Origin of the sequence: Rhodococcus artemisiae (assembly GCF_036327795.1) — a bacterium.
Lineage (GTDB): Bacteria > Actinomycetota > Actinomycetes > Mycobacteriales > Mycobacteriaceae > Rhodococcus > Rhodococcus artemisiae.
The window spans coordinates 15,120-38,902 of record NZ_JAUTXY010000028.1 but is presented as its reverse complement, the minus strand read 5'-3'; the positions used below and the strand labels follow the sequence as shown (position 1 = coordinate 38,902).

Annotated in this window: 22 protein-coding genes; 19 read left to right on the top strand and 3 right to left on the bottom strand. The window is 68.6% G+C overall.

From position 1 onward, the window contains the following. Positions 1-11: 11 nt before the first annotated feature. Positions 12-1,010 carry a GAF domain-containing protein gene (locus tag Q7514_RS31905; protein WP_160331281.1) on the top strand — a complete coding sequence of 333 codons (999 nt, stop codon included), beginning with the start codon at positions 12-14 and terminating at the stop codon, positions 1,008-1,010. Between the two features lie 28 nt (positions 1,011-1,038). Here Q7514_RS31905 and Q7514_RS31900 read toward each other — a convergent pair whose 3' ends face one another. The 3 genes from Q7514_RS31900 to Q7514_RS31890 all read right to left on the bottom strand — a co-directional run bounded on the left by Q7514_RS31900 (position 1,039) and on the right by Q7514_RS31890 (position 3,977). Next, positions 1,039-2,841, bottom strand: a complete 1,803-nt coding sequence (locus Q7514_RS31900) for a hypothetical protein (protein ID WP_330137204.1) — start codon at positions 2,839-2,841, stop codon at positions 1,039-1,041. A gap of 303 nt (positions 2,842-3,144) precedes the next feature. Beyond that, positions 3,145-3,351, bottom strand: coding sequence for a toxin-antitoxin system (locus tag Q7514_RS31895; protein WP_124259439.1), 207 nt, complete (start codon positions 3,349-3,351; stop codon positions 3,145-3,147). A gap of 167 nt (positions 3,352-3,518) precedes the next feature. Further along, positions 3,519-3,977, bottom strand: a complete 459-nt coding sequence (locus tag Q7514_RS31890; protein ID WP_026137923.1) for a helix-turn-helix transcriptional regulator — start codon at positions 3,975-3,977, stop codon at positions 3,519-3,521. Between the two features lie 905 nt (positions 3,978-4,882). On the opposite strand from Q7514_RS31890, the gene Q7514_RS31885 reads away from it, so the two are divergent. From Q7514_RS31885 to Q7514_RS31800, 18 genes are all read left to right on the top strand, one after another. After that, positions 4,883-6,499: a cutinase family protein gene (locus Q7514_RS31885; RefSeq protein WP_017681391.1), complete on the top strand. Its 1,617-nt coding sequence runs from the start codon at positions 4,883-4,885 to the stop codon at positions 6,497-6,499. A gap of 39 nt (positions 6,500-6,538) precedes the next feature. Then, positions 6,539-7,663: a hypothetical protein gene (locus tag Q7514_RS31880; protein WP_017681390.1), complete on the top strand. Its 1,125-nt coding sequence runs from the start codon at positions 6,539-6,541 to the stop codon at positions 7,661-7,663. 103 nt (positions 7,664-7,766) lie between these two features. Further along, positions 7,767-8,867: a hypothetical protein gene (locus Q7514_RS31875; protein ID WP_017681389.1), complete on the top strand. Its 1,101-nt coding sequence runs from the start codon at positions 7,767-7,769 to the stop codon at positions 8,865-8,867. Beyond that, on the top strand, positions 8,864-9,637 hold the full coding sequence (locus tag Q7514_RS31870; protein ID WP_026137921.1) for a hypothetical protein: 774 nt from the start codon (positions 8,864-8,866) through the stop codon (positions 9,635-9,637). The genes Q7514_RS31875 and Q7514_RS31870 overlap by 4 nt, the downstream gene beginning before the upstream one ends. Next, on the top strand, positions 9,634-10,206 hold the full coding sequence (locus Q7514_RS31865) for a DUF6668 family protein (protein WP_017681387.1): 573 nt from the start codon (positions 9,634-9,636) through the stop codon (positions 10,204-10,206). Before Q7514_RS31870 ends, Q7514_RS31865 begins: the two co-directional genes overlap by 4 nt. A 17-nt stretch (positions 10,207-10,223) precedes the next feature. Continuing rightward, positions 10,224-10,517 (top strand): hypothetical protein, encoded by a 294-nt coding sequence (locus Q7514_RS31860; RefSeq protein ID WP_006934612.1) that lies wholly within the window; start codon positions 10,224-10,226, stop codon positions 10,515-10,517. Positions 10,518-10,530: 13 nt separating this feature from the next. After that, positions 10,531-10,908: a hypothetical protein gene (locus Q7514_RS31855; RefSeq protein WP_026137920.1), complete on the top strand. Its 378-nt coding sequence runs from the start codon at positions 10,531-10,533 to the stop codon at positions 10,906-10,908. After that, positions 10,905-11,510: a hypothetical protein gene (locus Q7514_RS31850; protein ID WP_026137919.1), complete on the top strand. Its 606-nt coding sequence runs from the start codon at positions 10,905-10,907 to the stop codon at positions 11,508-11,510. Before Q7514_RS31855 ends, Q7514_RS31850 begins: the two co-directional genes overlap by 4 nt. Beyond that, positions 11,507-12,346 (top strand): hypothetical protein, encoded by an 840-nt coding sequence (locus tag Q7514_RS31845; protein WP_017681384.1) that lies wholly within the window; start codon positions 11,507-11,509, stop codon positions 12,344-12,346. Before Q7514_RS31850 ends, Q7514_RS31845 begins: the two co-directional genes overlap by 4 nt. After that, entirely contained in the window at positions 12,337-13,914 is a 1,578-nt protein-coding gene (locus tag Q7514_RS31840) for a hypothetical protein (RefSeq protein WP_017681383.1), read from the top strand. Before Q7514_RS31845 ends, Q7514_RS31840 begins: the two co-directional genes overlap by 10 nt. Beyond that, positions 13,911-15,416 (top strand): SCO6880 family protein, encoded by a 1,506-nt coding sequence (locus Q7514_RS31835; protein ID WP_017681382.1) that lies wholly within the window; start codon positions 13,911-13,913, stop codon positions 15,414-15,416. Before Q7514_RS31840 ends, Q7514_RS31835 begins: the two co-directional genes overlap by 4 nt. An 18-nt stretch (positions 15,417-15,434) precedes the next feature. Then, positions 15,435-17,189, top strand: coding sequence for an ATP-binding protein (locus Q7514_RS31830; RefSeq protein WP_017681381.1), 1,755 nt, complete (start codon positions 15,435-15,437; stop codon positions 17,187-17,189). Next, on the top strand, positions 17,186-17,500 hold the full coding sequence (locus Q7514_RS31825) for a hypothetical protein (protein ID WP_017681380.1): 315 nt from the start codon (positions 17,186-17,188) through the stop codon (positions 17,498-17,500). The genes Q7514_RS31830 and Q7514_RS31825 overlap by 4 nt, the downstream gene beginning before the upstream one ends. After that, positions 17,497-19,128, top strand: a complete 1,632-nt coding sequence (locus Q7514_RS31820) for a M23 family metallopeptidase (protein WP_017681379.1) — start codon at positions 17,497-17,499, stop codon at positions 19,126-19,128. Before Q7514_RS31825 ends, Q7514_RS31820 begins: the two co-directional genes overlap by 4 nt. Before the next feature lie 14 nt (positions 19,129-19,142). Beyond that, positions 19,143-19,691, top strand: coding sequence for a hypothetical protein (locus Q7514_RS31815; RefSeq protein WP_026137918.1), 549 nt, complete (start codon positions 19,143-19,145; stop codon positions 19,689-19,691). Positions 19,692-19,706: 15 nt separating this feature from the next. Beyond that, positions 19,707-21,698, top strand: coding sequence for a type IV secretory system conjugative DNA transfer family protein (locus tag Q7514_RS31810; RefSeq protein ID WP_017681377.1), 1,992 nt, complete (start codon positions 19,707-19,709; stop codon positions 21,696-21,698). Between the two features lie 2 nt (positions 21,699-21,700). Continuing rightward, positions 21,701-22,234, top strand: coding sequence for a DUF4913 domain-containing protein (locus Q7514_RS31805; RefSeq protein WP_017681376.1), 534 nt, complete (start codon positions 21,701-21,703; stop codon positions 22,232-22,234). 157 nt (positions 22,235-22,391) lie between these two features. After that, positions 22,392-23,717, top strand: coding sequence for a hypothetical protein (locus Q7514_RS31800; RefSeq protein ID WP_082752499.1), 1,326 nt, complete (start codon positions 22,392-22,394; stop codon positions 23,715-23,717). The last annotated feature ends 66 nt before the right edge of the window (positions 23,718-23,783 follow it).

Genomic DNA, 23,783 nt, shown 5'->3' with positions numbered 1-23,783 from the left:
GGGGGTCTTCGATGGGTTCATGGCATTTGATCGAAACGCTCGTGGAGGGTGTTGCGACGCTGGTGGCCTCGGATGGTGAAGTGAAGGAGATGACTTCGCTCCGCCGGAAGGTCTCGCCCGCACCGGACATCCCGGTGGAGCCGATCGTGGAGTACGTCCGGGAAGTCCGTAAACCGTTCGATCGGGTGCTGTCGTCGAAGAAGATGCGGCAGTCGTGGCGGTTCTATGCCTGGCCGATCATCGGCCCGTTCGGCGATGTGCACGGCATCCATCTGTGGGTGGGAGAGCCGGGGGAGGAGCTGGGAACGCGGCGTCTGACCTCAGGTGTGGCCTGGATGGTCGAGGAAATGTTGATCTATCAGACGTGGGAGTCGGGGGCGATGTCCGGTACGTTGCTCGAAGATTGGCTTCCCACCGCGACCCCTGCCGACTACATCAACCGCGCGATCTGCTTCGAGCACGAGACCGAATTCCTGGATCTGGTGCTCAATCCGCGGTCCGGGGGAGTGCTGAGCACGTGGTTCTCGGTTCGGCACGACCACGGCCATGCGATGCAGTGGCAGGTCGTCTTACGCCCCATGGAAGACGGATCCGGTGTCCGGGTGCTATATCACGACGTGTCCGACGTGTATCCGCCGTCAATGCCATCGTTGGCCGCTCTCGGACTGCGTGAGGGGTTGTTAGGTGCCGATGTCCATGTCGCGCTGTTCGAGGCCCAGCGAGGCATTGTCGCGATGTGGATCGGCCGGGCTCCGGAGTGGGTGGAGTGGCAGTATGCGCATATCACCGGTCCCGTCGTCCATCCCGAGGATCTGCCGAGTCTGCAAGCGAATGCTCGGAGAGTCGAGAGCGGTGAGGTTCCCCAGGCCGGCGATCTCGTGCGACTGCATGCAGGAGATGGTGACTGGGTCAAGGCCGCTGTGACATTGCGGCCGTTCCAGTTGCCGGATCGGCCGCCCCACGCCGCGCTCCTCCTCGCTCAAATCGCCCGAGTGGACGACTCATACTGATTCGGTCCGGTTGGAGAGCCAGAGTGTGTCAGGCCGCCTTCCCGCCCTGCCGATCTGGATTGGTCGTGGAATTCCAACCAGGGGAGCACACCCGGGTCACCACGGCTCGCGCCGCACGATAGTCGGCGCGGCCGGTGTCGGTCACCGGGAATCGGCCGTACCGCAGCCGAGCCGGCGCACCGATCGGCAGGGCGATGGTCAACGAGACCGTGCGGGGCACGCCGGTCTTCTTGCCCCGTCGGCAGCGCCATTCCTGCTCTTCGAGCCACCACCGGTGCAGCTCCCGATCGAGCAGGTGGCGGCGGACCCGCTGCGCCCCGACACCGGAGGCCCCGACCCGGTCGGCGGCATTCCCGAGCTGCTCCCGCAGCTCGGGAGTATCAGCTCCGGCCCCAGTGGGCAGGCCCAGGCGGGCGAGGGTGGACAGGGTCCGCGTCACGGTGGCGAGACTGTAGCCGGTCAGCGCAGCCACCTCGACGGGATTTCTGCCCTTTCCGGAAATAGCAGGTTTTCCCGAAATCACGGCCCAATGGATGCGGGCAGCTGCCCCACCCAGCCCGGACCGGTGCGCCCAGAGATCGTGCGTGTGGTGCTCCAGCAGGGAGGAGGGGTGCCCCGGGGCGGGGGCGGGTTTCCCTTGTGTTGCAACCGGTAGCGGTGCCACCGGGTCGGGAAGTTCGAGTTGCCAGGTGGCGGCGCGGGTTCCGCTGCCGGTGCGAACACACCGCACCCAGGATGCGTGGGCCAGCACCCGCAACCGCCGGGAGACGGTGGAGGCGTCGACGGCTGCGGCCTGGGCGAGTCGGCGGCAGTCGATGTCGAAGATGCGGGTGCGGGCGGTGCGGGCGAGCGCGAGGAGGGCGTAGAGGATGCGTTCGTCGCTGGCACCGCCGGGGCGGGCCCAGTGCGCCGGGTCAGCTCCGATGGCGGCCTCGATGCGGTCGAGTTCGTCGTCCACCGGTGCCCGCGTGGTCGGGGGAGCGGGGGCGAAGCCGGCGGCGGTGTCCAGGGCGCGGCGCCATTGCCGGTCGGTGTCCTCGCGACCGCGGGCGCGGTCCTCGCGCAGCCGGACCAGTCCCGGCGCCGTCGCGGCGGCCGCCCGGGCGTCGGCGAGACTGTGGCCGGCGCGGGCCATACCCAGAAAGATGCTGTGCACGATCGCCGAGCGGTCCGCTCCGGGTGCCGGAACCGCGTCGAGCAGGGCGCGGGTGGCGTCGGTGAGGGGGCGCCGCGGCCGGTCCAGGCGGGGATCGGAGGCCGGATCGACGATGCGCACCGGCCCGGTGGGGCGGCGGGGGGCCGGGGCGGCGGAGTGCGGGTGCCGGGCGAGCAACCAGTCCACCACCTCCGGGGCGGTTTCGGTGTCGAGGCGGGCAAGGGCGGTCTCGAGGGCGGCGCCGTGCAGGTGGGGTCGGGACTGCCCGCCGCGGCGGTGCGGGGCCCCGGGCGGGCGGACGGCGCCGGTGGCGGGGTTGGTCAAGGGGACGGTGTCGAGGCTGGGATAGTGCTGGCGCAGGGCGTGGGCGAGGCGCCGCACCTCGTCGGGGGCGGCGCCCGGCCCGGCGAGGCGCAGCCAGACGTGCTGCCCGCCGGTGGGCCCGGACCGGGCGCGCAGATGCGGAACACCGAGTTCCGCCAGGTGCGCGGCCAGCCGGTCGGCATCGGCGCGGGCGACCTCGGGGCCGTGGCGCCCGCTGTCGAGGTCGAACGCCAGCAGGCGGTAGCGATGGTTCGCCCCGGCCAGGTAGATCGCCCACGGAAATCCGGGCGCCTGGCTGGGCATGGCCATCGTGGTGGCATACGTGTGGGTGCGATCCGGGTCGATCCGCACCCGGGCACGCGGCGACCAGCGGCGCGTGCACACATCGAAAAGGTGACGATTCGGTGCGGTGTCACCGGTGAAAGCGGCGACACGCGCAGCTATCGTTGGCTCTGATTCAGGGCGCGATGTACCCTGAGACCTGTCCGGCAAGACAGTCCCTTCGGGGATATGCGGTACCGAGAACGAGCGCCAACTCGTTCTCGCCAACTTCAGACGAAAGCCCTCGGCCTGCCCGCCGGGGGTTTTCGCATTTCAGTTGTGGTAACCGCTTCGGCTATGTGCTGGTGCGGCGGAGGACTCCGCCGCACTTTTCTATGCGGAGAGCGGCATCGGCATCACTTCCTGGTGGATTTCTCGTACAAGGTCCGGACGGCCGGCGAGGCTGGAGAGAAGGTCCGCTACGTACTGGCTGAGTGAGCTGGCACCGGAACTGGCTGCCATCACTTCCAGCACTTCGCGCACATCTTCCGGAACGCGGGTTTTCACTTCTTTGCGCGGCCCCTTGCTTGGCGTAGGCATGGTGTCGGCCCTTCCTCATCACTGCTTCCGAACGCCCTTGATCTTGTCCCAGGTTGGTTCGGAAGAGGGGGAGCGACACACCCCCAGTTCGCAACAGAAGTCATCCGATGCAACATCGACCCTCAACCGATCGAAGCATGCATGTGGCGTTATTTTAGTGATGTAATCTACAGACGCCGAATGTACTCCTGGCGTGTCGCACGGTCGCGCTCCCAGACGGCCTTAACGACCGAAGACTTCACCCCATAAAGCTTGGCCATGCTCGCCACTCGATCCTTGTCGTAGTCCTTACGACCTTTCTCGATGCGCCCGAGCACGGTGGCCGAAATGCCGAGCTTTCGGGCCGCTTCCGCCTGCGTGAGACCAGCCAGAGCGCGCAAATCGCTGAGCGTCATCCGGCCTTCCTGGATCGGGGCAAGGTCCGGGACGGTGACGCGCAAGACGTCGGCCACGCGCTTCAACAACGGCGGCGTGGGGGCAGCACGGCCGGTCTCCCAAGCCGAGACGGTCGCTTCCGAGACCTCCGCGGTATCAGCGAGGTCAGCCATCGTCATGTCGAGCGCTTGGCGGTATCTGCGCAGGCGGGCCCCACTGAAGCCGTGCATGCCGCTTCGAGCCAACTCCACTCCCTGCCCTGGATCCTCCTGTCGCCGCTCATTGTCTCGCCCCTTCCCGTCTCCTTGTACCGCTAGTGTTTAGAATTCTAGGGTACTAATCTACGGATCAATTTCAGGAACCGTACTGAAGGTGCTGCGCCGAGGAGGGGAGGGCCTGCCATGTTGCGCGAACGCGCCGCTCTTGCTTACGATCCGCTCGCGCCCCTTCCGGGGGTTTCCCGAGGTCTGTCGTGGTCGGCCTCGGACGTAGCACTGACGCGATGGCGGAGCTTTACCCAGAGCCAGCTACGGAACCCCGGGGAATCAACTTGCGCGTACCACCGATTGCCGAACACCTGCGCCCAACACTCAGCGAAGGGCGCTATCGGTCGTACCCGCTCCCGAACGGTGGCCGGCGACCCCTCGCGCCGCGTCCACTGCGCCCGCTGGTCCCAGGTCGTCGCTGCTCCGTCGACCTGGGGCCAGCGGCTCCGCTCAGCTCCAAAGACCCCGAGGGCAGTCAAGCCGTCGTCGTCCCCCTGTTCGCGAACAGCGAGGTCGTGCCCGGTACCAGCAAAGGCTGCATAAGTTCCTGGCCAGCGCCAATCCTGTCGGCGAATGGGTCTCTCTCGTGAGCCCGTCCACGCACACGAGTCCGCGCAGTCGCTGCGTCGAGTGCCCATCGCGACTGTCGAAGAGGTCCGGGCGAAGGCGACCGATCCGGGCCCGTCAACCCCGAACACGGCCTGGCCATCCCAACGACAGCCCGCACATGTGTCCCCGGGTCGAATCAATTGCATTCTCCGAAGGCGGTTTTGCACCGTATCGGCCTATCGACAATCCCGTCTCGGAACAAGCAGGGGTGGCTGTTGGCATCGGGAAACGGCTGTTCGGGAGGGAGAGACATGAAATGTTCGGGCAAGAGAGTCCTGGCGATGACCGTCACCACGGCTGCGGTCATGGCCGGTGTGGGTGGTCTGGTCCCGGTGCACGCGCAGACGAATTGGCTCGACGAGCTGGTCGATGGGTGCCCGGATCTGTACGTCCTGGGGATGCAGGGCACCACGGAGTCCTCACCGGATGCGCCGGTGAAGGTCGACACCGGGATGCTGTCGAACATCATGGGGCCGATGCTCGACCAGGCCCGTGAGCTGGGCGCGAACGTCGATCGGGCCTATGTGCCGTATCCGGGTTCGTTCGGTGGCCTCACCCCCGGGGGCTCTGACTCGTACGTCGAGTCGGTCACCGAGGGGGAGGAAAACCTGTCCCTGGCGGCGGAGAAGGTGCTCGAGCAGTGTCCGTCGGCCAAGCTCGCCGTGGTCGGCTACTCCCAGGGCGCTCATGCGGCCTCGAACTTCCTGCGGTCGGTCGGCAAGGGCACCGGAGCGGTGCCGGCCGGCTCGATCGCTGCCGGTGCGCTGTTCGGCGCGCCGACCCGCAGCCCCGGCTCCGGCCTGTTCCCCGGCACCTCGCAGAGCGCCCCGTCGCCGGTTCCCGGCACCACGGGCGAGACGGTCACGGCGCTGTCGTCGGTGGCGTTCACCGCCCCGGAAGGCGGCGGCATCGGCCCCGTCGCCGATCTGACCGAGGACTACGGCAGCCTCTCGGGTCGGGTCTCGTCCTGGTGCCAGACCGGTGATCTGGCGTGCGACGCCCCGGCGAACGCGCCGATCGTGCGGGCGGTGGTCAACGTCGCCGGGCAGGTCGAGGTCGGCGGTGATCCGTTCGTCGCCGTCGCCACGGTCGGCCGGGCCTTGGCCTCGACGGCGTTCACCACCGCCGTCGATGTGGTCAACGAGGACATTGCGGCTCCGAGGAACGCCCTCGAGGCGGTGTCGATCCAGCCGAAGAAGACCATCTCGCAGCGTCTGGCGGAAGCCTCCGATCCGCGGGCGACGCCTCCGACCGGGCAGGAGGTGACTGCGGCGTTGATGAAGGTCGGTCTGATCGGCCTCAACGCGGCTGTCACGGTCGCGAAGAAGGTGCTCACCCCGGAGACGATCGCGGCGGTCGCGGCGGTCGGGCTGGCCAATCCGGCCGCGGCGTTCGGGGTGCTGGCCGCCAAGACGGTCGGTGTGCTGCCCGAGCTGGTTCCGCCGGCGACCTCGCAGCGGCTCGTGCGCCAGGCGTTCCAGGTCGTGGCGAACGAGGTCGAGGCCAACCGGGATGCCTTCGATCTGGTGGCGATGACGACGGTGCGCAACGTCGCCGCCGAGCACGGCTCCTACGGGTCGGTTCCGGCCACCGCCAGTGGGCAGGCCCCGACACGATTCGTCGCGTCCTGGCTCGCTGCGGCGGCAGCCGACCTCGACGTCGCCGTCTCCTCGGTGTCGTCCACGTCCGCGACCACGTCGAAGACGGTGACCTCGACGACGCCGGTCCCGACAACCACCACGATTCGGCCGACAAGCACCACCGAGACCGTCTCGACCACGCCGTCGCAGACGATCGCCTCCACCACCCCGGCACCGGCCGTGACCACGACGCATGTGGTCGATCGGGAACCGACGGTGCTCGAGCAGGGCGGCGTCTCGGCCGCCGCACTCAACTGATTCCACGCCCCGACACACACACGAGAGAGAGAAGCGATCATGAGCACACATCGCAGGGCTTCGCGGCTCGCCAAGGCGAGCGTCGTGCCCGCCACGGCCGCAGCGATCGTGGCAGCAGGGTCGGGGCTGGCCTCGGCCGCTCCGGTCGAGCTGCCCTCGCAGGGCGGGGTGACCACCCCGGCACCGTCCACCCAGGGCGGCACCACCAGCGCCCCGAAGCCGGCCCCGGCTCCTCCGGCCAAGCAGATCTACTGGACCCCGCCTCCGGCGCAGCAGCGTCAGTACGCGCCGCTGCCGGACTACAACTACGACACGAACCGTTACGAGCGGCAGTCCGCCCCGCCGCCGATCGACCCGATGACGCTGCGGGCGCCGCAGCCGGTCACCCCGGAGCCGATCTACCTCGCTCCGCCGGAGAAGATCATGGTCGGCGATGTCCACGTCAACCAGCCGAACTGGGTCACCGACGACGACCGGGAGCGCACCAACAACACCGCCGGTCTGATCCGCTCCGAGGTCGCCACCTTCTACACCTCGGTCGGCGTGGATGCCAGCCGTGCCGATCGGGTCGCTGCTGCGCAGATCGGTGCGACGGTGGCCGGCGCCGCGGCCGGCGCTGCGGCCGGGGCGGTTCCCGGCGCGCTGATCGGCGGCACCCTCGGCGGTATCGCCGGGGCGGCGGCCGGTGGTGTGGTGCCGCTGCCGATCCCGGTGCTGCCCGCGGTGACCACCGGCGTGGCCGGGACCGCGGCAGGCGCAGCGATCGGCGCTGCGGTCGGCGCGGTCCCCGGCGCGGTGGTCGGCGGGGTGGCCGGTCTGGCTGCCGGAACCGCCTTCGGTGCCGGGGACGACGAGGGCCAGCCCCTCGAGGTGCAGCTGCCGGATGTGCACCAGGACGCGCTCACCGAGCAGGCCGATGCCACGGTCGAGCAGTGGCGCTCCTCCGGTCCGGTCGGGCAGGCCGCGGCCGACGCCGTGCGCAGCGTCGTGACCACCGCTCCGCAGGTCGATTCGCAGGTCCGCGAGTGGGTGAAGGTCCAGCCCGGTGGCGAAGGTGTCGTCGCGGGAGCGGACACCGTGCTGACCACGTTCTTCGACGGTTCGCTCGGCACTGCCGCCGAGATGATCTCGACCGCGGCCGCGGACGGCATCAACCCGGCCTGACCTGCCCGACCATCTCGCCGGTGGGGGCGGGTAGCCCCGCCCCCACCACCCGACGACGGAGGACACATTGTCGACCGGCAATCGAGGACAACTCTTCCCGGACGTGACCGAGCGGTACGGGCCGGAGTCGACTGCGAGCGACGAACGAGAGACCGGATCGGTGCGCTTTCCGATCCCGGACGAGACCCTCGACGCCGCGGGGGTGCCGGCATCGGACCTCCACCCGGTCGATGCGGCCTGCGTCCCCGAACAGCCTGCTACCGACGACGAGTCGGTCATCCAGACCGACCTCGAACCGATCGTCGCTGCCGAACCCGCAGCCGAGATCTACCCGGCCCCGGTCCATCCTGCCGATCACTCAGCCCACGGCCCTGCCGGATACGACGATCAGAACCCGGCCGACGACGAGCACGGCGGGGCCGGATACGGCGATACGGCGACCGAGGTCGCCCCCTATGCAGGCGCCCCGGAGTGGGTCCGCGCCCACCTTCCCCGTGGCCCGCTGATGATCCCCGAACGCACCCGTGGGGGATTGAAGTCCGCGATCGACCGTGCCCGACCTGCTCGCCCGACCCCTGCCGCAGCTCCGGCTGCGGCTCCGGTCGAGGTCGTCGAGGAGACGACCACCCAGCCGGTCACCGACAGCGCCTCTGCGGCCGCGACCGCCCGCCCCGATCGATCCCGCACCTGGATGCTCGTCGGCGGCGGTGTCGCGGTGCTGGCGGTGGTCTCCGCGTCGGTGGTCACCGCGACGGTCGGCACCACCGACGAACCGCAGGTGCCGCCGCTGCCCTCGCCGACGGCGGTGTCCTCGTCCACCACCTCGACGTCGACGGTCGCGGCTCCGGCGTGGTGCGCCCCGGTCACCGAACCCGGCCGGGTCGTCGGCAACGGTCCCGGCGGCCGCGATTCCGGCCCCGCGGTGATCCAGGCGTTCGAGTACGCCTACTACGTCGAGCGGGACGGCACGGCCGTCGCGGAGCTGATGGTCTTGCCCGGCACCGATATTCAGTCGTTCATCGACGCCGTTCCGGTCGGGACCGAGCACTGCGTGAGCGTGCTGCCGACCGAGGACCCGAACCGCTGGTCGGTCGATGTGTTGCTGAAGTTCCCGCCCGTGGGAGACGAAGGCATCCACAAGCAGTGGATCACCACCCTGCCCGCCGACGGCGGGTTGACGATCGCGAACGTGGAGAATCGATGAACAACGTTGTTGCTTTTCGTCGTAGCCCGAAACTCGAGCAACCCGAAGACCTCTCGGTGATCGTGGTGGCCGGCTCCGGCGCAGCGGGCGCGACCACCACCTGCTTCGGTCTGGCCACCGCGCTGCGCCTGGGCACCGGTGTGCAGGTCGCGGCGATCGACGGCACCTTCGGCGGCGGGAACCTGCTCGACCGGGTCGGGGTCGAACCGATCGACCCGGCGCGGGCGATCCGCCGGCTCGGCTCGCGCATGGCCGTCAGCAGCGCCGGGGTCGTCGTCGTCGGCCACGGCGAATCCTCGGATTCGGTGCTGGTGGACAGTCTGCTCGCCGACCGGCATCTCGCCCGCATCCACGACGTCGGAACAGCGTTGCGCTCACGGCGTCTGACTCCGTTGCTCGAGGCCGGGGCCGCGATCGTGATCGTCGCCCCGGCCCGCTCGGAACCGCTGGCCCGGATGCGTGCCGGTCTCGACTGGCTCCTCGGCACCTACGGGCGCGGCGTGCTGGCGCGGACGGTGGTGTCGATCTCGCACCAGCTCCCGCACCGTCTGGTGGATCTGGCCCCGATCCGAGAGCACCTGGCCCCACGGGTCGCCGGATTCGTCGAGGTGCCGTTCGATGCGAGCGTGGCGCGGCCGGGCACCGTCGATCACCGCTGCCTGTCGGTCGCCTCGATCGACGCGTGGACCGACGTGCTCGACGCGTTGGGCCGCATCGAGGCCGGCCACCGCGACACCGATCACCAGGCCGGGGCGGGGGAGCCGGCATGAGCACCCGCGAACGCACCAGCGTCGAGGTGAGGGTCGATCCGTACCCGGTGGCTGCGCCCGGACCGGCGGTGTGGCTGCTCGGCGCGCACGGCGGGGCCGGGGTCTCCACCCTCGCCCGGTACTGGGACTTCGCCGAGGATGCGCGGCATCAGTGGCCGTGCGGTGACGCCCGGGAGGTCGAATCGCCGTATGTGGTGGTGGTCTGCCGGGAAACCATCGAGGGTCTGTCCAGCGCCCACGATCTGATCCTCGAGCACCGCAACCGCGGGTTGGCGTGCGAGCTGCTCGGCCTGGTCACCGTGGCGAACGCGCCCGGTCAGCCCCCGAAAGAGGTGCGTCAGCTGCGCTCGATCGTCACCGGTGCGGTGGCTGCGCACTGGGTGATCGGCTGGCATCGCTTCCTGGCCTCGGCGGCCCGGTCGAGCCTGCCCACCTGGCGCGCCCTCGACGGCGTGCCGATTCGGACCAAGGGAGCCGTGATCGCCGTTCCCGAGGACGTGATCGCTGCCGGCGTCGGCATCGTCACGGCAATCCAATCCAGCCTGCCCGCCTTGTGGTCGGGGCAGTAAGACACGGAGGACACGTCATGCTTCAGACCGTCGTGGACGTTGCGTATCTCGCACAAGGCTCGGTCGACTTCGACATCAACCCGGAGGTGCCGCCGGGCGCGAACGGCCTGCTCAAGCTGCTGAACTGGCTGCTGTGGGGCGTGACGCTCGCGTGCGTGGCGGCCCTGATCTTCTCGGGCGGGAAGTTCGCGTGGGAGAAGTGGCAGCACGGCTCGGGGGACTCACCGAAGATGCTCGTCGGTGCCCTCGTCGGCGCGATCGTCGCCATCTCCGCCAACCAGATCCTCAGTGCCGTCACCAGCGCGGCGTAAGGCGGGGCGATCGATGGAGGTGTTCGCACAGGGCGTGGTCAGCCCGCCCCCCGACGTCCTCGACGGGTTCCAGACGCTTCTGGGGTACGCGGCCGGGATCGTTTTCCTCCTGTGTGTGGCCAAGGTGATCTTCGTCGGCGCACGCCTGGCGTGGGACCACAAGCACGGCGCCGGCCTCGAATCCCCCACCGCCGCGGAGTTCCTGGCGGCGAACATCGGCGCGATCCTCGCCGGCGGTGTGGCCGCCACCCTCGCCACGATCCTGCTGGCCACCGCCCACGGGCCCCAGGCCCACCAGCTCGGAGGCGGCCATTCCCCGACCGTCATCGACCAGCTCGAACAGCTCCAGCAACAGCAACAGCAACCCGGCAGCGAGGAGAACGAACGATGAGGCGTCGGTGGGCGCGAGCCGCGGCGGTCGCGGTGGCGCTGGTTGCCGTGAGCTGCGGGGGATCGGAGACGACCGAGACCGCAGGGTCGATCACCGATCCGCCGCAGATCGCTCGGTGGGTGACCGTCGGTGGCATCGAGGTGCCGATCGGCACCACCGACGGACCGCGAGGCGGCGAGTGGGAGCCGTTCGCCGGGTTCAGCCACACCCCGCAGGGTGCGGCCCTGGCGGCGATCACCCAGTCGGTGCAGCTGGCCACCGCGTCCGATCGGACCTGGCCCCAGGTCCTGGCCGGGGTGGCCGCCCCCGGCGAAGGCCGCGACCTGTACGCCGCCCACCGCGCCCTGGTGGAGATGTCGGGCACCGATCCCGAGATGGTGCCGACCATCGTCGGCTACACCATCGCCGACTACAGCGACACCGCAGCCACCGTCGGTGTCGTGCAGCGGTTCTCCGACAACTCGCTCGCCTCCGCGACCACCCAGGTGGTGTGGATCGACGACGACTGGCGGCTGAACCTGCCCAGCGAGACCGCCGCCACCATCACCGCTCTCGACGGCGTGCCGTCGGAGCTGGTCGATCTCGAGGAGACCCGCAAGTGACCGAGCAGAACACCACCGACTCGACCAACGAGAAGAACACTCCCTCATTCGAAGCCGAGAACGAACGCGCATCGTCGGCAACCAAACTCACCATCGGATTGGCGGCCGTGGCCGTCATCGTCGTCGTCGGTGTCGTGGTCAGCCTCGTGATGGTCTTCCGAGGCGAGGACGCCGAACCGCTGGTTTCTCTCGATCCGACCACCGGCAGTGGCGCCACCGCTCAGGTCGAGGGCGGTCTGTTCGAGCCGGACCCGGTGTTCGACCGGTTCGAGCGCGTTGTCTACGTGCCGCTCGACCCGAACGGGGTGATCTTGTCCGAGACCCTCGCAAGCGGGAACCGGCCTGCCGATCAGGCACCGAGCGGGGTGATGCTCGAGCGCATCCACGGCAACATGGATCTTCCGTTCTCGACCTCCGACGGTCCTACCGGGTTCACCGGCAACGGCGTGGCCACCGGCTTCGCGCGCACGGCGCAGGGAGCAGCACTGGCCGCAACCCACTACCTCTCCTACCTCCTCAGTGGAGACAACCGCGCCGAGATGGTCGCGGAAGCAGGTCACTCGTCGGACCCGACCCTGCTACTGGAGGGCGTGAGAGTGCCCGACAACACGGGGGTCTCGGCGGCGCCAATGGTCAAGGTCAATTTCAACCCAGACCTGTCGCTGGTCAAGTTCGGTGTCACCGTCGAGCGGTCCAACGGAGCGACCGAGATTCAGGTGACGAAGATTCCGATGGTGTGGCGTGAAGGCACCGGATGGGTTGTCCAGCTGGATTCTCCGGCCTTCAGCAGCGATTTCGAGCCGCTGTCCTCCGAGGGGTGGGAGCAGTGGTGGTGAACCGCGGCGTGCTCGCCGGTGTGTTCCGGCTGCTCGCCGTGCTCTGCACCGTCGCAGTGGTCGGCATCGGCGCAGCGGGCGTGGCCCTGGCACAAGAAACGGCTCCACCGGGGGACTCGTCCAGCGGCAACTTCGACAGCACCGAAGCCACAGGCGAGAGCGAGAACAATTCTGGGTTTGCCTGGGAAGAAACCCTTCTCGGGGGCGCTGCCTGTGCCAACCCTCTTGCGGCTGCCGCCAGCGGAGCACTCAATGCCTTCACAGACGCAGACGTCCCGAGTTGCGCGGATGCAGCCGGCAACATCGTCGATGCCGGAACAGGGGCGATCGCGGACGGCATCAATGATGCGGCTGCGGGCGCGGTCGAGAAGACGGCGCTGTGGATCGGCAACGCGGGTGTTGCGGTCTTGAAGTTCGCGCTCGGATGGTGGATCACCAGCACCGAGATGGACGGAGACACCTTCCAGAGGACCGTGGCGACGGTCAACGACTACACCTTCTACATCCAGGTCTCCGCCTTGTCGTTGTCGCTGATCCTGCTCGGCGGGCGTCTGGCGCTGGCCCGGTCGGGGGCGATCCGCGACACCTCGGAAGAGGGCCTCAGGCAGATGGCCCGTGCGGCGGTGCTCGCCGGGGGAGCATCGACGCTGATCGTGCTCGGCACCGAACTGTCCGACCAGATTTCGGCCTGGTTCATGGACAGTGCGGTCGGCTCCGATCCGTCCCGCCTGGCCGAAGCGATGGTGTCGATCTACCTGTACTCCGGTCCGGCCGGTGTGGGCCTGCTGTTCCTGATCGGCATCATCGGCATGCTCGGCGGGTTGATGATGGCGTTCTTGATGCTGCTGCGCACCGGCATCCTCGTGCTCATGGCAGCGGCGCTGCCGATCGCGGGCGCGGCCGGAGGCACCAAGGTCGGCAGCCAGGCATACGAGAAGATGCTGGCCTGGACGATCGCGTTCCTGCTGGTCAAACCGGTCGGAGCGTTCGTGATCGGGGTCTCGGCGATCCTGTTCCTCGAGGCCACCCCGACCATCACCGACCCCGAGAACGGCGACGGGTTCATGGCCCTGTCCGGGGTCATCACCTTGTGCGCTGCGGCGCTGGTGCTGCCCGCACTGATGCGGCTGATCGTCCCGAACGTCGGCGCACTCGGGGGCGGCGGCAGCGGCCTGGCCGCAGCCGCCGGCGCGGCCGCAGTCGGCGCGAAGGTCGGCGGGATGATCGCCACCGGCGGTGCCAGCGGCGCAGCATCCGGTGCGGCGACCACCAGCGCCACCTCGACGACGACCGCCTCGAATTCTCCGAGTGGGGCTACACCGTCCGGTTTCGGTGCCGCAGGTGGCGCCGGGAGTGGACAGGCAGGCGGCAATCAGAACGGAACTCCATCCGCCCGTGACGGCAGCGCCGCCGTCGGCAGTGGTGGCCCGCAGGGCAACGACTCGGGCACCCCCGGCGCCGCTGCGTCCGGCAGCTCCGGCGCGGGCGGTTCCGCCCGCACCGGCTCCGATGCGCCCGTGGCGACAGGGGCCGGCCACCAGTTCAACCGAGGGGGCTTCGAACAGTGAGCAACGAGCCGACATTCAACACCTACGGCAACTGGCGCCGACCCCGCAGCACCGGCCTACTCGGAGCCACCTTCGGCACCTCGATCGCAGCGATCGCCGCCGCAGCTGTCGTCATCATCGCGGGCCTGTTCCTCGGCATGACGGGCGCATTGCTGCTGGCCATCCCGGTGATCGTCTGCTTCATCCCCCTGGTCATCTCCCGTGACGGCCGCTCCGGCTACGAAAGGGCACTGATGCGAGTCCAGTTCTGGCGCGGCCGCCGCCGCGGTGAGCACGCCTACGCCTCGGGCACGTTCTCCCGCGTTCCCGGCCGGGCCTACCGTCTTCCCGGCGTGCTCGGCGATACCGAGCTCTACGAAGGCATCGACTCCGACGGGCGCACCTTCGGCATGATCCACATGCCCAGCCGGGGTGCCTACACCGTCGTCTTCGACGCCTACCCCCAAGGCGCCGAAGCCGTCGACCAGGACGTGATCGACCACTATGTCGGCAACTGGGCACAGTTCCTGTCCGGGGCCGGGGAGACCTCGGACATCCTCGCGGTGGTCACCACCGTCGAGACGCTGCCCGAGACCGGCATCGAGCTGTACGAGACGGTGCACCAGAACACCCGCGCCGATGCCCCGCAGCTGGCCCGCGATGCGGCCTACCAGCTCGCCACCGGCTTGACCTCCGGCGGGATCCGCCTGGCAGCCCGGATCGCGATCACCTTCGAGGCCAAGACCACCGAACGCAAACAGGACCCCTCCGAACAGGCCGTCGAACTCGGCCGGCGGCTGCCCGCCCTGACGGCGTCGGCAGCACGCTCCGGTGTGCCGTGCTCACCGATGGACGCCGACGAAATCATGGCGTTCGTGCGCCGCTCCTACGACCCGGCCTCGCTCGTCGACGTCGAAGCCGGCCTGCACTCCGGCGACGGCACCGGATTGACCTGGGAGGACTGCGGTCCCCGCACCGCCCACGAAAGCCCGGACGGAGGAAAGTACGTCCACGACGGCGCGGTGTCGGTGACCTGGGAGATGCGCGAAGCCCCCAAGGGCGCGGTGACCGAACGAGTGCTGGCGCGCCTGCTAGCCCCGAACGAGGCGGTGCCGCTCAAGCGGGTCTCGGTGATCTACCGCCCGCATTCGGCCGGGGAAGCCACCGACATCGCCGACAGCGACTACCGCAACGCGATGGCCGAGGCCCACGGCGGGTCGCTCAAGAACGGCTCGATCGCCTCGGCGAAGTCGCAGATCGAGGTCGCCGCGACCGCCCAGGCCCGCATGGAACAGGCCCGAGGCGCGGGCATGGTGCGCTTCGGAGTGCTCATCACCGTCACCGAACCGGTCCGCAGCGCCGATGTGCCGAAGATCGACGCCCTGGTCGAGGACCTCTCGCGCCAGAGCCGACTGACGATCCGCCGCTCCTGGTGCTGGCAGGCCGCCGCATTCGCGGCCTCCCTCGGCGTGGGAGTCATCGCCCCCGACCACACCACCATTCCCAGCTTCCTCAGCAACTGACACACAAAGGGCACATCCATGAGTGAACGCAACGCCACGAGATCGTCGCGGCTGCTCACAGCGGAGAAGATCACCAAGACTCTGCTGTCGGACAACGAGCTGTCCCGTCTCGAAGAGCAGGCCGCCACCGCAACCGGGCTCAAGAAGGCATGGAAGAAAAGCCTGGTCACCCGCCAGTACAGTCGCCGGGCGACGGTCGAACGGTTGACCCGAATCAACACCGACGGCTTCGACCGCCAGCTCGCTGATCTCGACGCCCGCGGATTCGACGGTGCCGGCGGGGGACGGATGTCCACGGTGATGCCCCCGGTCGAATACCGGGGCACCTCGGTTCAGGTCGCCGGGATCTACCCGTGGATCGTCGGCGCGAAGGCCCCGCTGCTGGGCACCCCACTGGGGCGGCATCTGACCACCGGCGCGGCGGTCGGTTTCGATCCGCTCTACGCCTGGAAGATGAAGGCGATCACCGCCCCGTCGTGTTTCATCTGCGCGCTCAACGGTTTCGGCAAGTCGACGCTGCTGCGCCGGATCGCTTTGGGGGACATTGCGCGAGGCACATTGGTGCTCGTGCCCGGTGACGTCAAGCCGGACCTGCGGGTGCTCGCCGAGCAGGTCGGCGGGCAGGTCAGCGAGGTCGGCTACGGCACCGGCGCGATCAACCCGCTGGGCCGCGGCCCGATCGGGGATGCGATCGAGCAGCTGCCCGCCGGTTCGCTGGAGCGGGAGAAGGCCGAGTTCGCGTTGCATGCTCGCCAGCTCAACATGATCTGCGCGCTGCTCGAGATCGTCCGCCGCGGCCCGCTCAAGGACTTCGAGGAAACCCTGCTGGCCTCGGCGATCCGGTTGCTCTACGCACCGGGCTCGACGTTCGACAACGATCACGCGGCCCGGATCGAGGATCTGCTGACGCTGATCTCGACCGGACCCGAGGAGCTGAGGGACGATGCGGTGGCCGACACCGCCGACGAGTACCGCGGTCAGATCAAGCCGCTGTTGCGCTCGCTGCGCGCGTTGGTCAAGGGCCGGTTCGGGGAGACCTTCAACCGGCACAGCACCGTGCGGATCGACCTGACCAAGCCGATGGTGGACCTGGACATGTCCTCGGTCCCGCCGGGGGACGAGTTGATGCGGGCCGCGGTGCTGCTCGCGGGGTGGAACGAGGCGTTCGCGGCGGTGGAGGCGGCGCACATCCTGGCCGACAACCAGGTGCCCGGCGCGAAGGCGATCGCGGCGCACATCATCTTGGACGAGGTGTGGCAGGTGATCGCGACCGGCAGCTCGGCGGTGGCGCGGCTGGATGCGGTGCAGCGGTTGCAGCGGTCGATGGGCGTGGCGATGACGATGGTCACCCACTCGCTGGCGGACTTCGAGAAGGTCGGGGCCCTCGGCATGATCGAACGCTCCCGCGCCCGGATCGTCGGCCCGGTCCCGGAGGCCGAACTCGACCGGCTCGGCCGGTTCATGAAGTTCTCCCGCGCTGAGCGGGCGATGGTGACCGGCTGGGCCAACGACAGCACCTCCTCGGTGGAGGAGAAGAAGGCGCTGCGCCAGGCGCGCCGCACGAGCTCCGGCGACGACGGCACCGGCGCAGTCGAGAGCAAGCGCACCGCGGCCGGTGTCGGGCATTTCCTGCTCAAGCTCGGTGAAGGCGCGACACCGGGCACCCCGTTCAAGGTGTGGGTGCCCCAGGCGGAGAAGGACTCCGGGATTCACGACACCGATGCCCGTCTGCGGGCCGCCGACGAAGACCGGGGCACGGAGTTCGCAGCATGAGCCGGCGTGGCCGTCCCGGCACTCGCCGGTACACCCTGGTCGACGAGCTCACCCGCGAGGCTGCAATCGAGACGGTCCTGGGGCGCATGCAGGCCGGCGACAGCTTCACCGCCGCCACGCGAGCCGCCGCGGCGCAGCTGGAGGTGGCCGAGACGACGGTGCGGGGCTGGGTCAACCGCTCCGGCCGCCGTCCCCGCCGCACCCCGCAGCAAGTCGCCGCCCTGGAGGCGGAGCTGGCGTTGGCGCAGGAGCTGAACCGGGCGTTGGTGCGCAAGCACGCAGCCCTCGCCGAGGATCTGAGTCTGCGGTGACCGACAAGGGGGGCACCGGGCTGATCGCGCTGATCCTGGCGCTTACGCTCATTCCGTTCTTCCTGCTCCTCGTGCTGGTGATGGGGATCCAGGACGAACAAGACCGCGAGAACGGCACGACCTGCCTCGGCCCCGGTAGTGGTCTCGGGTCGGGGGACCGGCTCGCACCGAGGGGCTCGTTCCTCAAACCGGTCGATCCCTCCGCCGTCACCCTCACCTCCGGGTTCGGTGAGCGGTGGGGGACCCAGCATCAGGGCATCGACCTGGCCGGCGCCGTCGGCACCCCCATCTATGCCTCCGCCGACGCGGTGGTGCGCCACGCCGGTCCCGCCTCCGGGTTCGGGCAGTGGGTGGTGCTCGACCACACCCGCGGCGGGCAGCTGGTGTCCACCGTGTACGGGCACATCGACACCTACACCGTCGCCGCCGGTGAGCAGGTCCGCGCCGGTCAGCAGATCGCCACCCTCGGCAACCGGGGGGAATCGACCGGCCCGCACCTGCACTGGGAACTCTGGCCCGGCGGCTGGGGCACCGAAGCGGTGGATCCGCTGCCGTACTACGACTCCGCCCCCGCACCGGGACAGTCCTCGGCCGGGCCGACCACCTCGGTGCCGCCGGCCCCGTCCCAGGGGAATCGGGCGCAGCCGTTGCCGTTGTCGGCGGGCTCCGAGCAGGGCCTGCAGGTCGATGCGAAGAAACTCGCTCGGGCGATGCAACTGACGTTCGGCGACCGGATCGCGGGCCTCGGCGGGTGGCGCGCCGACGGCGGCTACGCCACCGACCACACCGAAGGCCGGGCTGTGGATGTGATGATCCCGAACCACCGCTCCGGCGACGGGGTGGCCCTCGGGGACGAGATCACCGACTACATCCTGGCCAATGCGGAGTTCTTCGACGTCGAGTACGTGATCTGGCGACAGACCTACTACCCCGCCGGCGGTGCCCCGAGTCTGATGGAAGATCGCGGCAGCGAGACCGAGAACCACTACGACCACGTGCACGTGTCCGTCCGGGGACAGGGCACCGACGAGACCCTGGTGTCGTGGGGATCGCTGCCCGGCGGCCGCGGCAACGCCACCGCCGCGGCCGCCGACTGCCTCATCTCCGGGGAAGGGGTGGGCGACTACCTCGCCGACGGCACCGTGCCGGACGAGTACGCGGCGTGGCTCGAGCGGGCCGGGTCGATCTGCCCGCAGATCACACCGTCGCTGATCGCCGCCCAGCTCGCCGCCGAGAACGGCTTTCGCCACGGAGACTCTGCGCCGGTGTCGGTGACCGGAGCGATGGGACCGGCGCAGTTCATGCCGGGCACCTGGGCGAGTTACGGCCAGGACTACGACGGCGACGGCCGGGTCGATGTGAACAGCATCGGCGATGCCGTCATGGCCCAGGGCCACTACATGTGCACCATCGCCGACACCATCGACGGCTGGATCGACGACGGCACGGTCAGCGCACCGAACGGGCGCACCGAGCTGTATCTGGCCGGCTACAACGCAGGCGAAGGCGCCGTCCTGAACTCCGGCGGGTTCCCCACCGGACACACCGACTACGTGGTGCAGACCCGCCCCTACGCCGACAAGATCATCGCCGCAGAACCGCAGTACCGGGCGATGAGCAACCAGTGAAAGAAGGCAAGCCCGTGAGGATCACACGAGTCACCGTCGCGGCCGTGTGCACCGCGGCCGCCGTCGCCCTGGCGGGCTGCGGCAGCGACACCCCCGACGACCAGCACGTGCATGAGGGCAGCGACGACCATCAGGTGATCGAGCCGCTCTCACCCCAGCAGATCGACGCCGACGACACTGCGATCACCGCCATGCAGATGATCCTGTCCTGGCAGCCGGCGATCGACGAGAGCAAGGCCGACGCCCTGATCCGGGCCACGCCGTATCTCGGGGGGGACCTGCTCGCCGTCGCCGAATCCGGCAGCCGTGCCGAAGTCCGGTCCGATGCCGACTGGCAGCAGTGGGCCGCGGCGAAAGACGCGGTGACGGCGGTCTGCGCTCATTCGGATACCACCCCGGCGGCCCCGGCCGGGATGCGCACCGTGGTCATCGACGTGATCTGCACTCAGACGGTGCTGCACGCCGGCGGGCGCAGCACCCGCCTGACCCCGCAGCTGTGGCGCACCACCACCGTCCGCACCGATGACGGGTGGCGACTGACCGACTACCGCTTCCAGCAGTAGAAGGGGCACACGACGATGACACACACCCGACGCGACCGGCCCCGCACCTCCTCCAGTGCGGACGAGGTGTTCCTCACCGCGTTCCCCTTCGTCGCTGTGGCGGCGTATCTGCCGACGATCGCCTACAACACCGGCGGGGGCCAAGATCCCACCTGGAACCCGATCGGCCTGCTGTTCGCCCTGGCATTCGGGTCGACGAGCTGGCCGGCCGGGGCAACCATCGTCCTCGGCGTCGAGCTGGTCCTGCTGGCGGTGCTCGCCGTACTCGCGTGGTGGGTGCTGCGCCGGTTCGGTGTCATCGAGACCGTGCAGGGCAAGCAGTTCGAAAAGCGCATCGACCGCCTCGCTCGCACGATGGTCGACCCGCGGGAAGTCGATGAGGCCGACCCGAAGTACCTCGCCGCCTCCACCGAACGGCTCGCCCCGACCATCTCGAAGAACCATCCCGGCTATCTCGGTATCCCCCTCGGCCATACCGTGGTCGGTAATCGATCCTTGCGCATGACCTGGGAATTCGTGGCGATCGCGTTCGCCGGCGCCCGCATGGGTAAGTCCGCATCGTTCGCTATCCCGGCGATCTGCCACGCCCCGGGGGCGGCGCTGGTGGCCTCGAACCGCGGCGATGTGTACTCGCACACCGTCGGTCTCCGCCGCCAGAGCGGGCGGGTGTGGGTGTTCGACCTGCAAGGGGTGACCACCGGTAACCGGCAGCAGCGAGCGAGCTTCTGGTTCGATCCGCTGCGCACCGTCACCGACCTGCCCTCTGCTGCGGCGGTGTGCGGCTACTTCATCTCCGCCGCCACCGACGCCGGCGCCCGCGTCGATGCCTACTTCGACGGCAACGCCCGGGACCTGTTCGCCTCCTACCTGCTCGCCGCCGCCCTGGCCGGCGGGGACATCCGGCATGTGGTCGAGTGGCTGACCCACACCCAATCGCAGATCCCCCCGGCGGTGCTCGAGCAGCACGGCTACCCGGAACTCGCCCGCACGATGCGCGGCAAGCAGGCCGTCAACGCCAAACAACGTGACGGCTTCTACGACATGGCCCGCCGCTTCCTGTCCCCGCTGGACGAACCCCGCTACGCCGACGCGGTCCTGCCGAACCGCCGGGTGGTCATCGGCACCGACACGAACGGCCAGGTCACCGTCACCCCCGGCCGCCGCGTTCACGACCTGCCGGAATTCCTCGCCGACGAGTTCGTCAAGCGCACCGACACGATGTACGCGATGTCGAAGGACGGGCCCGGCTCGTCCTCGGCGATCTCGAGTGCCCTGGTCGGCCAGATCCTCACCTGCGCCGAGGAATACTCCGAGCAGCAGCAACCGGAACGGATGCCGCTCCCGCTGACGGCGGTGCTCGACGAGGCCGCCAACATCTGCAAGATCGAGGACCTGCCCCGCTGGTACTCACACTTCGGTGGCCGCGGCATCATCCTCATCACCTTCTTCCAGTCCCCCTCCCAGGGCGAGAAGGTCTGGGGCCGCGAAGCGTTCAAAGCCATGGTCGATGCGTGCAGCGTGATCTGGTACGGCGGCAACGTCGAAGACGACGCATTCCTGTCCGGCCTGGTCGATGCCGTCGGCACCCACTACGTCGACACCGAATCCCGCAGTCGCCCCGCCGGCTTCTTCGCCAGCAGTCAGGCCAGCGTGTCGAGCAGCTGGCAGAAGGAAACCATCTTCGAAAAGCGGGACCTGCGAGCACTGCCGAAAACCCGCGCCCTCGTCACGATCGGTGGCTCCACCCCGATCCTGGTCCGCAAAGCGTTCTGGGGGGACTCGCCGTTCGCCGAGGAGATCCGCCAGTCCAAGCAGGAAAGCAAGCAGCTCGGCCCCGCCCAGCAGAAAGCCCTGCCCGTCGGTGAATCCGAACGGCCTGCTGTGGTTGCCGACATGGTGGTGCCGTCCGAGGAACAGGCCGACACTGCACCTATTCCCCTCGAGCCCACGCCCGAGACTTCTCGCGCCGACCGGCTCTTCCGCTCCGAGTTTCTGACAAAGGACTGAACATGGTCGAGGTCAACACCGCAGCGTCCGACGAGTGGGCCACCAGCAACGAAGCACCCGACGGTGATGAGTACGAAGACGAGTACGAGCCGGACGAGGACACGGACGAGGACGAGACAGACGAGCCCGCCGACGAGTACGAAGACGAGACAGACTCACCCCAGAAGAAGGAGCCGAAGTTCGCCAACGTCATCGAGTGGGTCAACGGCTTCTTCCTGCCAGTGATCCGCCGCCGGATCAGCGACAACGACGGTGGGCTGTCCTGGGACCCGAGATGGTGGGCGTATCCGGAGGTCGTCGCCCGACTGACCGCCCTGCACCAGGCCTGGGAGGAAGCGCGGGTGTCGGACTCGATGTCTGCGATGTCCTCGTGGTGGATCCAGCACCTCGAACCGCACCTGCGGGTCATCCTCGACGGCGACACCGGACCGATGGCCAACGCCAAAGCCGACCGAAGCTTCATGGGCTGGCCGGCCATGCCCGCCGACCCGGTTCCCTCCAACGTTATCGAGAACATCCTCAACTACTACGGCTAGAAGGCAGTGAGCACCCAAATAGGCCCCGGGCTGAGACTGACGAGCCCCAACAGAAACTCGCGGAGAAGCATCCCGAGCCGGGCACCGACCCACTGCCGATAGCACCCTCTTAGGATCCGAAGGTCTTTTGTGATCGTCGATCTGAGGTGTAGTAGCAATGGTGAGTGTCGCCGAAGTGGAATCGGCTCGGGCAGACGTGTTCGCTGAGGTTGTCACCCGACATGATTCGGAAGAGCTGCGGGATCCTCCGCACTGGTTGGACATGCTGGCAGAACTGAAGAAGACAATGCCAGGGTTGCCGACGTTGTCGTTGGACACGGTCGTGTGGGAACAATCGCTGTCGAGCAGGGGGCGCGGCGTCCGAGGTCGTGGAAAACCGCCGCTGGTGAAGAGGCACACGGTGCGCGATGGGTTCGCCGATGGCAAGCCCGTTGCCCGCGTGGCGCACGCCCTAGCCAAACGGCACGGTGTCGATGATCTGACGCCGTGGCCGGTGAACGCAGTCGTCAACGCCAAGCTGTTGACAGTACCTACCGAAACCTTCACGCCGTCGATGCTGACTGCGGCGGCGATGCCGCAGGTGGTGGAGGCATTGACACGAAGGGCGCAGAACGAGTTGAAGGTGCTCGCGCCGGCGCTGCTGTTGGAGAAACAGAGTCGCACCTACCTCGAGTCGAATGGAACCCGGATCGGCAGGCTGCTGGCGGACTCGTGCCGCAGCTACGGGGTAACCGGCCCGGGTCCGTACATGACGCTGTTGGCGCGGAACTGGTCGATGCTGTATTGGGTACAGGCGGTCGCCGCGGCCGGTCACGTATTCGTCGAAGACGAAGGCAGCCACGACCTGTTCTTCGCAGATGGCATCGCTGCACAGAAGATCCTGCACGACGACATGCCACGTGACGAGTGGGACGGAACGCTGCCCTCGCCATCAGGTGTTCTGCTTGCCGTGACAGACCCTGAAATCGACAAGCACGGTGGGGTACTGCTCGCATGGCGAGATGCCGGCACATACGTAGATCTCGTACGCATCGCGATAGATTCGTTGCGTAAGCGGCTACAGAATCCGAATGTCAACAAGAGCATGTGGTCGGTGGTGCGGCTTGACCGGGAAACCCGCGTGACGGACGCGTACGGGACCACCACGGGCGTGGACGAGCTCTCCCGGCTGATTCGATTGCTGGCAGCGGCACCGCCGGCACCGGGGACAAGGCACACACAGCTGCACGACGGCCCATCGCGGCCGCGCTCTGCCGTGGTAGTGCGGTACACCGCGAAACCTGTTCCCCGCGAAGACAACGGGCCTCGGGCGGTGAGAAACCTGGAGCCGCTGAAATGGCGAGTACGGGGGCACTACCGACGGCAGTGGTACCCGTCTATAGGCAAACACAAGACGATCTGGATTTCCGAGCACTACTCGGAGCGCGGCTGTGACGGTGAGCTGGTGGAACGCCCTGTGGTGACCAAGCTCAGCCAGCCATAGCCGCAACGTGTCCGATACTGACCGCCATCGGTACGTGGTTGCGCCGAGTCCACCTCTCACCGGTCC

What these genes read in the sequence shown, in the direction of transcription:
- Q7514_RS31880 (WP_017681390.1), top strand. Translation starts at nt 6,539, where the DNA reads ATGAGCACACATCGCAGGGCTTCGCGGCTCGCCAAGGCGAGCGTCGTG.
- Q7514_RS31825 (WP_017681380.1), top strand. Translation starts at nt 17,186, where the DNA reads ATGAGCCGGCGTGGCCGTCCCGGCACTCGCCGGTACACCCTGGTCGAC.
- Q7514_RS31805 (WP_017681376.1), top strand. Translation starts at nt 21,701, where the DNA reads ATGGTCGAGGTCAACACCGCAGCGTCCGACGAGTGGGCCACCAGCAAC.
- Q7514_RS31800 (WP_082752499.1), top strand. Translation starts at nt 22,392, where the DNA reads ATGGTGAGTGTCGCCGAAGTGGAATCGGCTCGGGCAGACGTGTTCGCT.
- Q7514_RS31810 (WP_017681377.1), top strand. Translation starts at nt 19,707, where the DNA reads ATGACACACACCCGACGCGACCGGCCCCGCACCTCCTCCAGTGCGGAC.
- Q7514_RS31885 (WP_017681391.1), top strand. Translation starts at nt 4,883, where the DNA reads ATGACCGTCACCACGGCTGCGGTCATGGCCGGTGTGGGTGGTCTGGTC.
- Q7514_RS31830 (WP_017681381.1), top strand. Translation starts at nt 15,435, where the DNA reads ATGAGTGAACGCAACGCCACGAGATCGTCGCGGCTGCTCACAGCGGAG.
- Q7514_RS31870 (WP_026137921.1), top strand. Translation starts at nt 8,864, where the DNA reads ATGAACAACGTTGTTGCTTTTCGTCGTAGCCCGAAACTCGAGCAACCC.
- Q7514_RS31850 (WP_026137919.1), top strand. Translation starts at nt 10,905, where the DNA reads ATGAGGCGTCGGTGGGCGCGAGCCGCGGCGGTCGCGGTGGCGCTGGTT.
- Q7514_RS31905 (WP_160331281.1), top strand. Translation starts at nt 12, where the DNA reads ATGGGTTCATGGCATTTGATCGAAACGCTCGTGGAGGGTGTTGCGACG.
- Q7514_RS31855 (WP_026137920.1), top strand. Translation starts at nt 10,531, where the DNA reads ATGGAGGTGTTCGCACAGGGCGTGGTCAGCCCGCCCCCCGACGTCCTC.
- Q7514_RS31865 (WP_017681387.1), top strand. Translation starts at nt 9,634, where the DNA reads ATGAGCACCCGCGAACGCACCAGCGTCGAGGTGAGGGTCGATCCGTAC.
- Q7514_RS31860 (WP_006934612.1), top strand. Translation starts at nt 10,224, where the DNA reads ATGCTTCAGACCGTCGTGGACGTTGCGTATCTCGCACAAGGCTCGGTC.
- Q7514_RS31895 (WP_124259439.1), bottom strand. Translation starts at nt 3,351, where the DNA reads ATGCCTACGCCAAGCAAGGGGCCGCGCAAAGAAGTGAAAACCCGCGTT.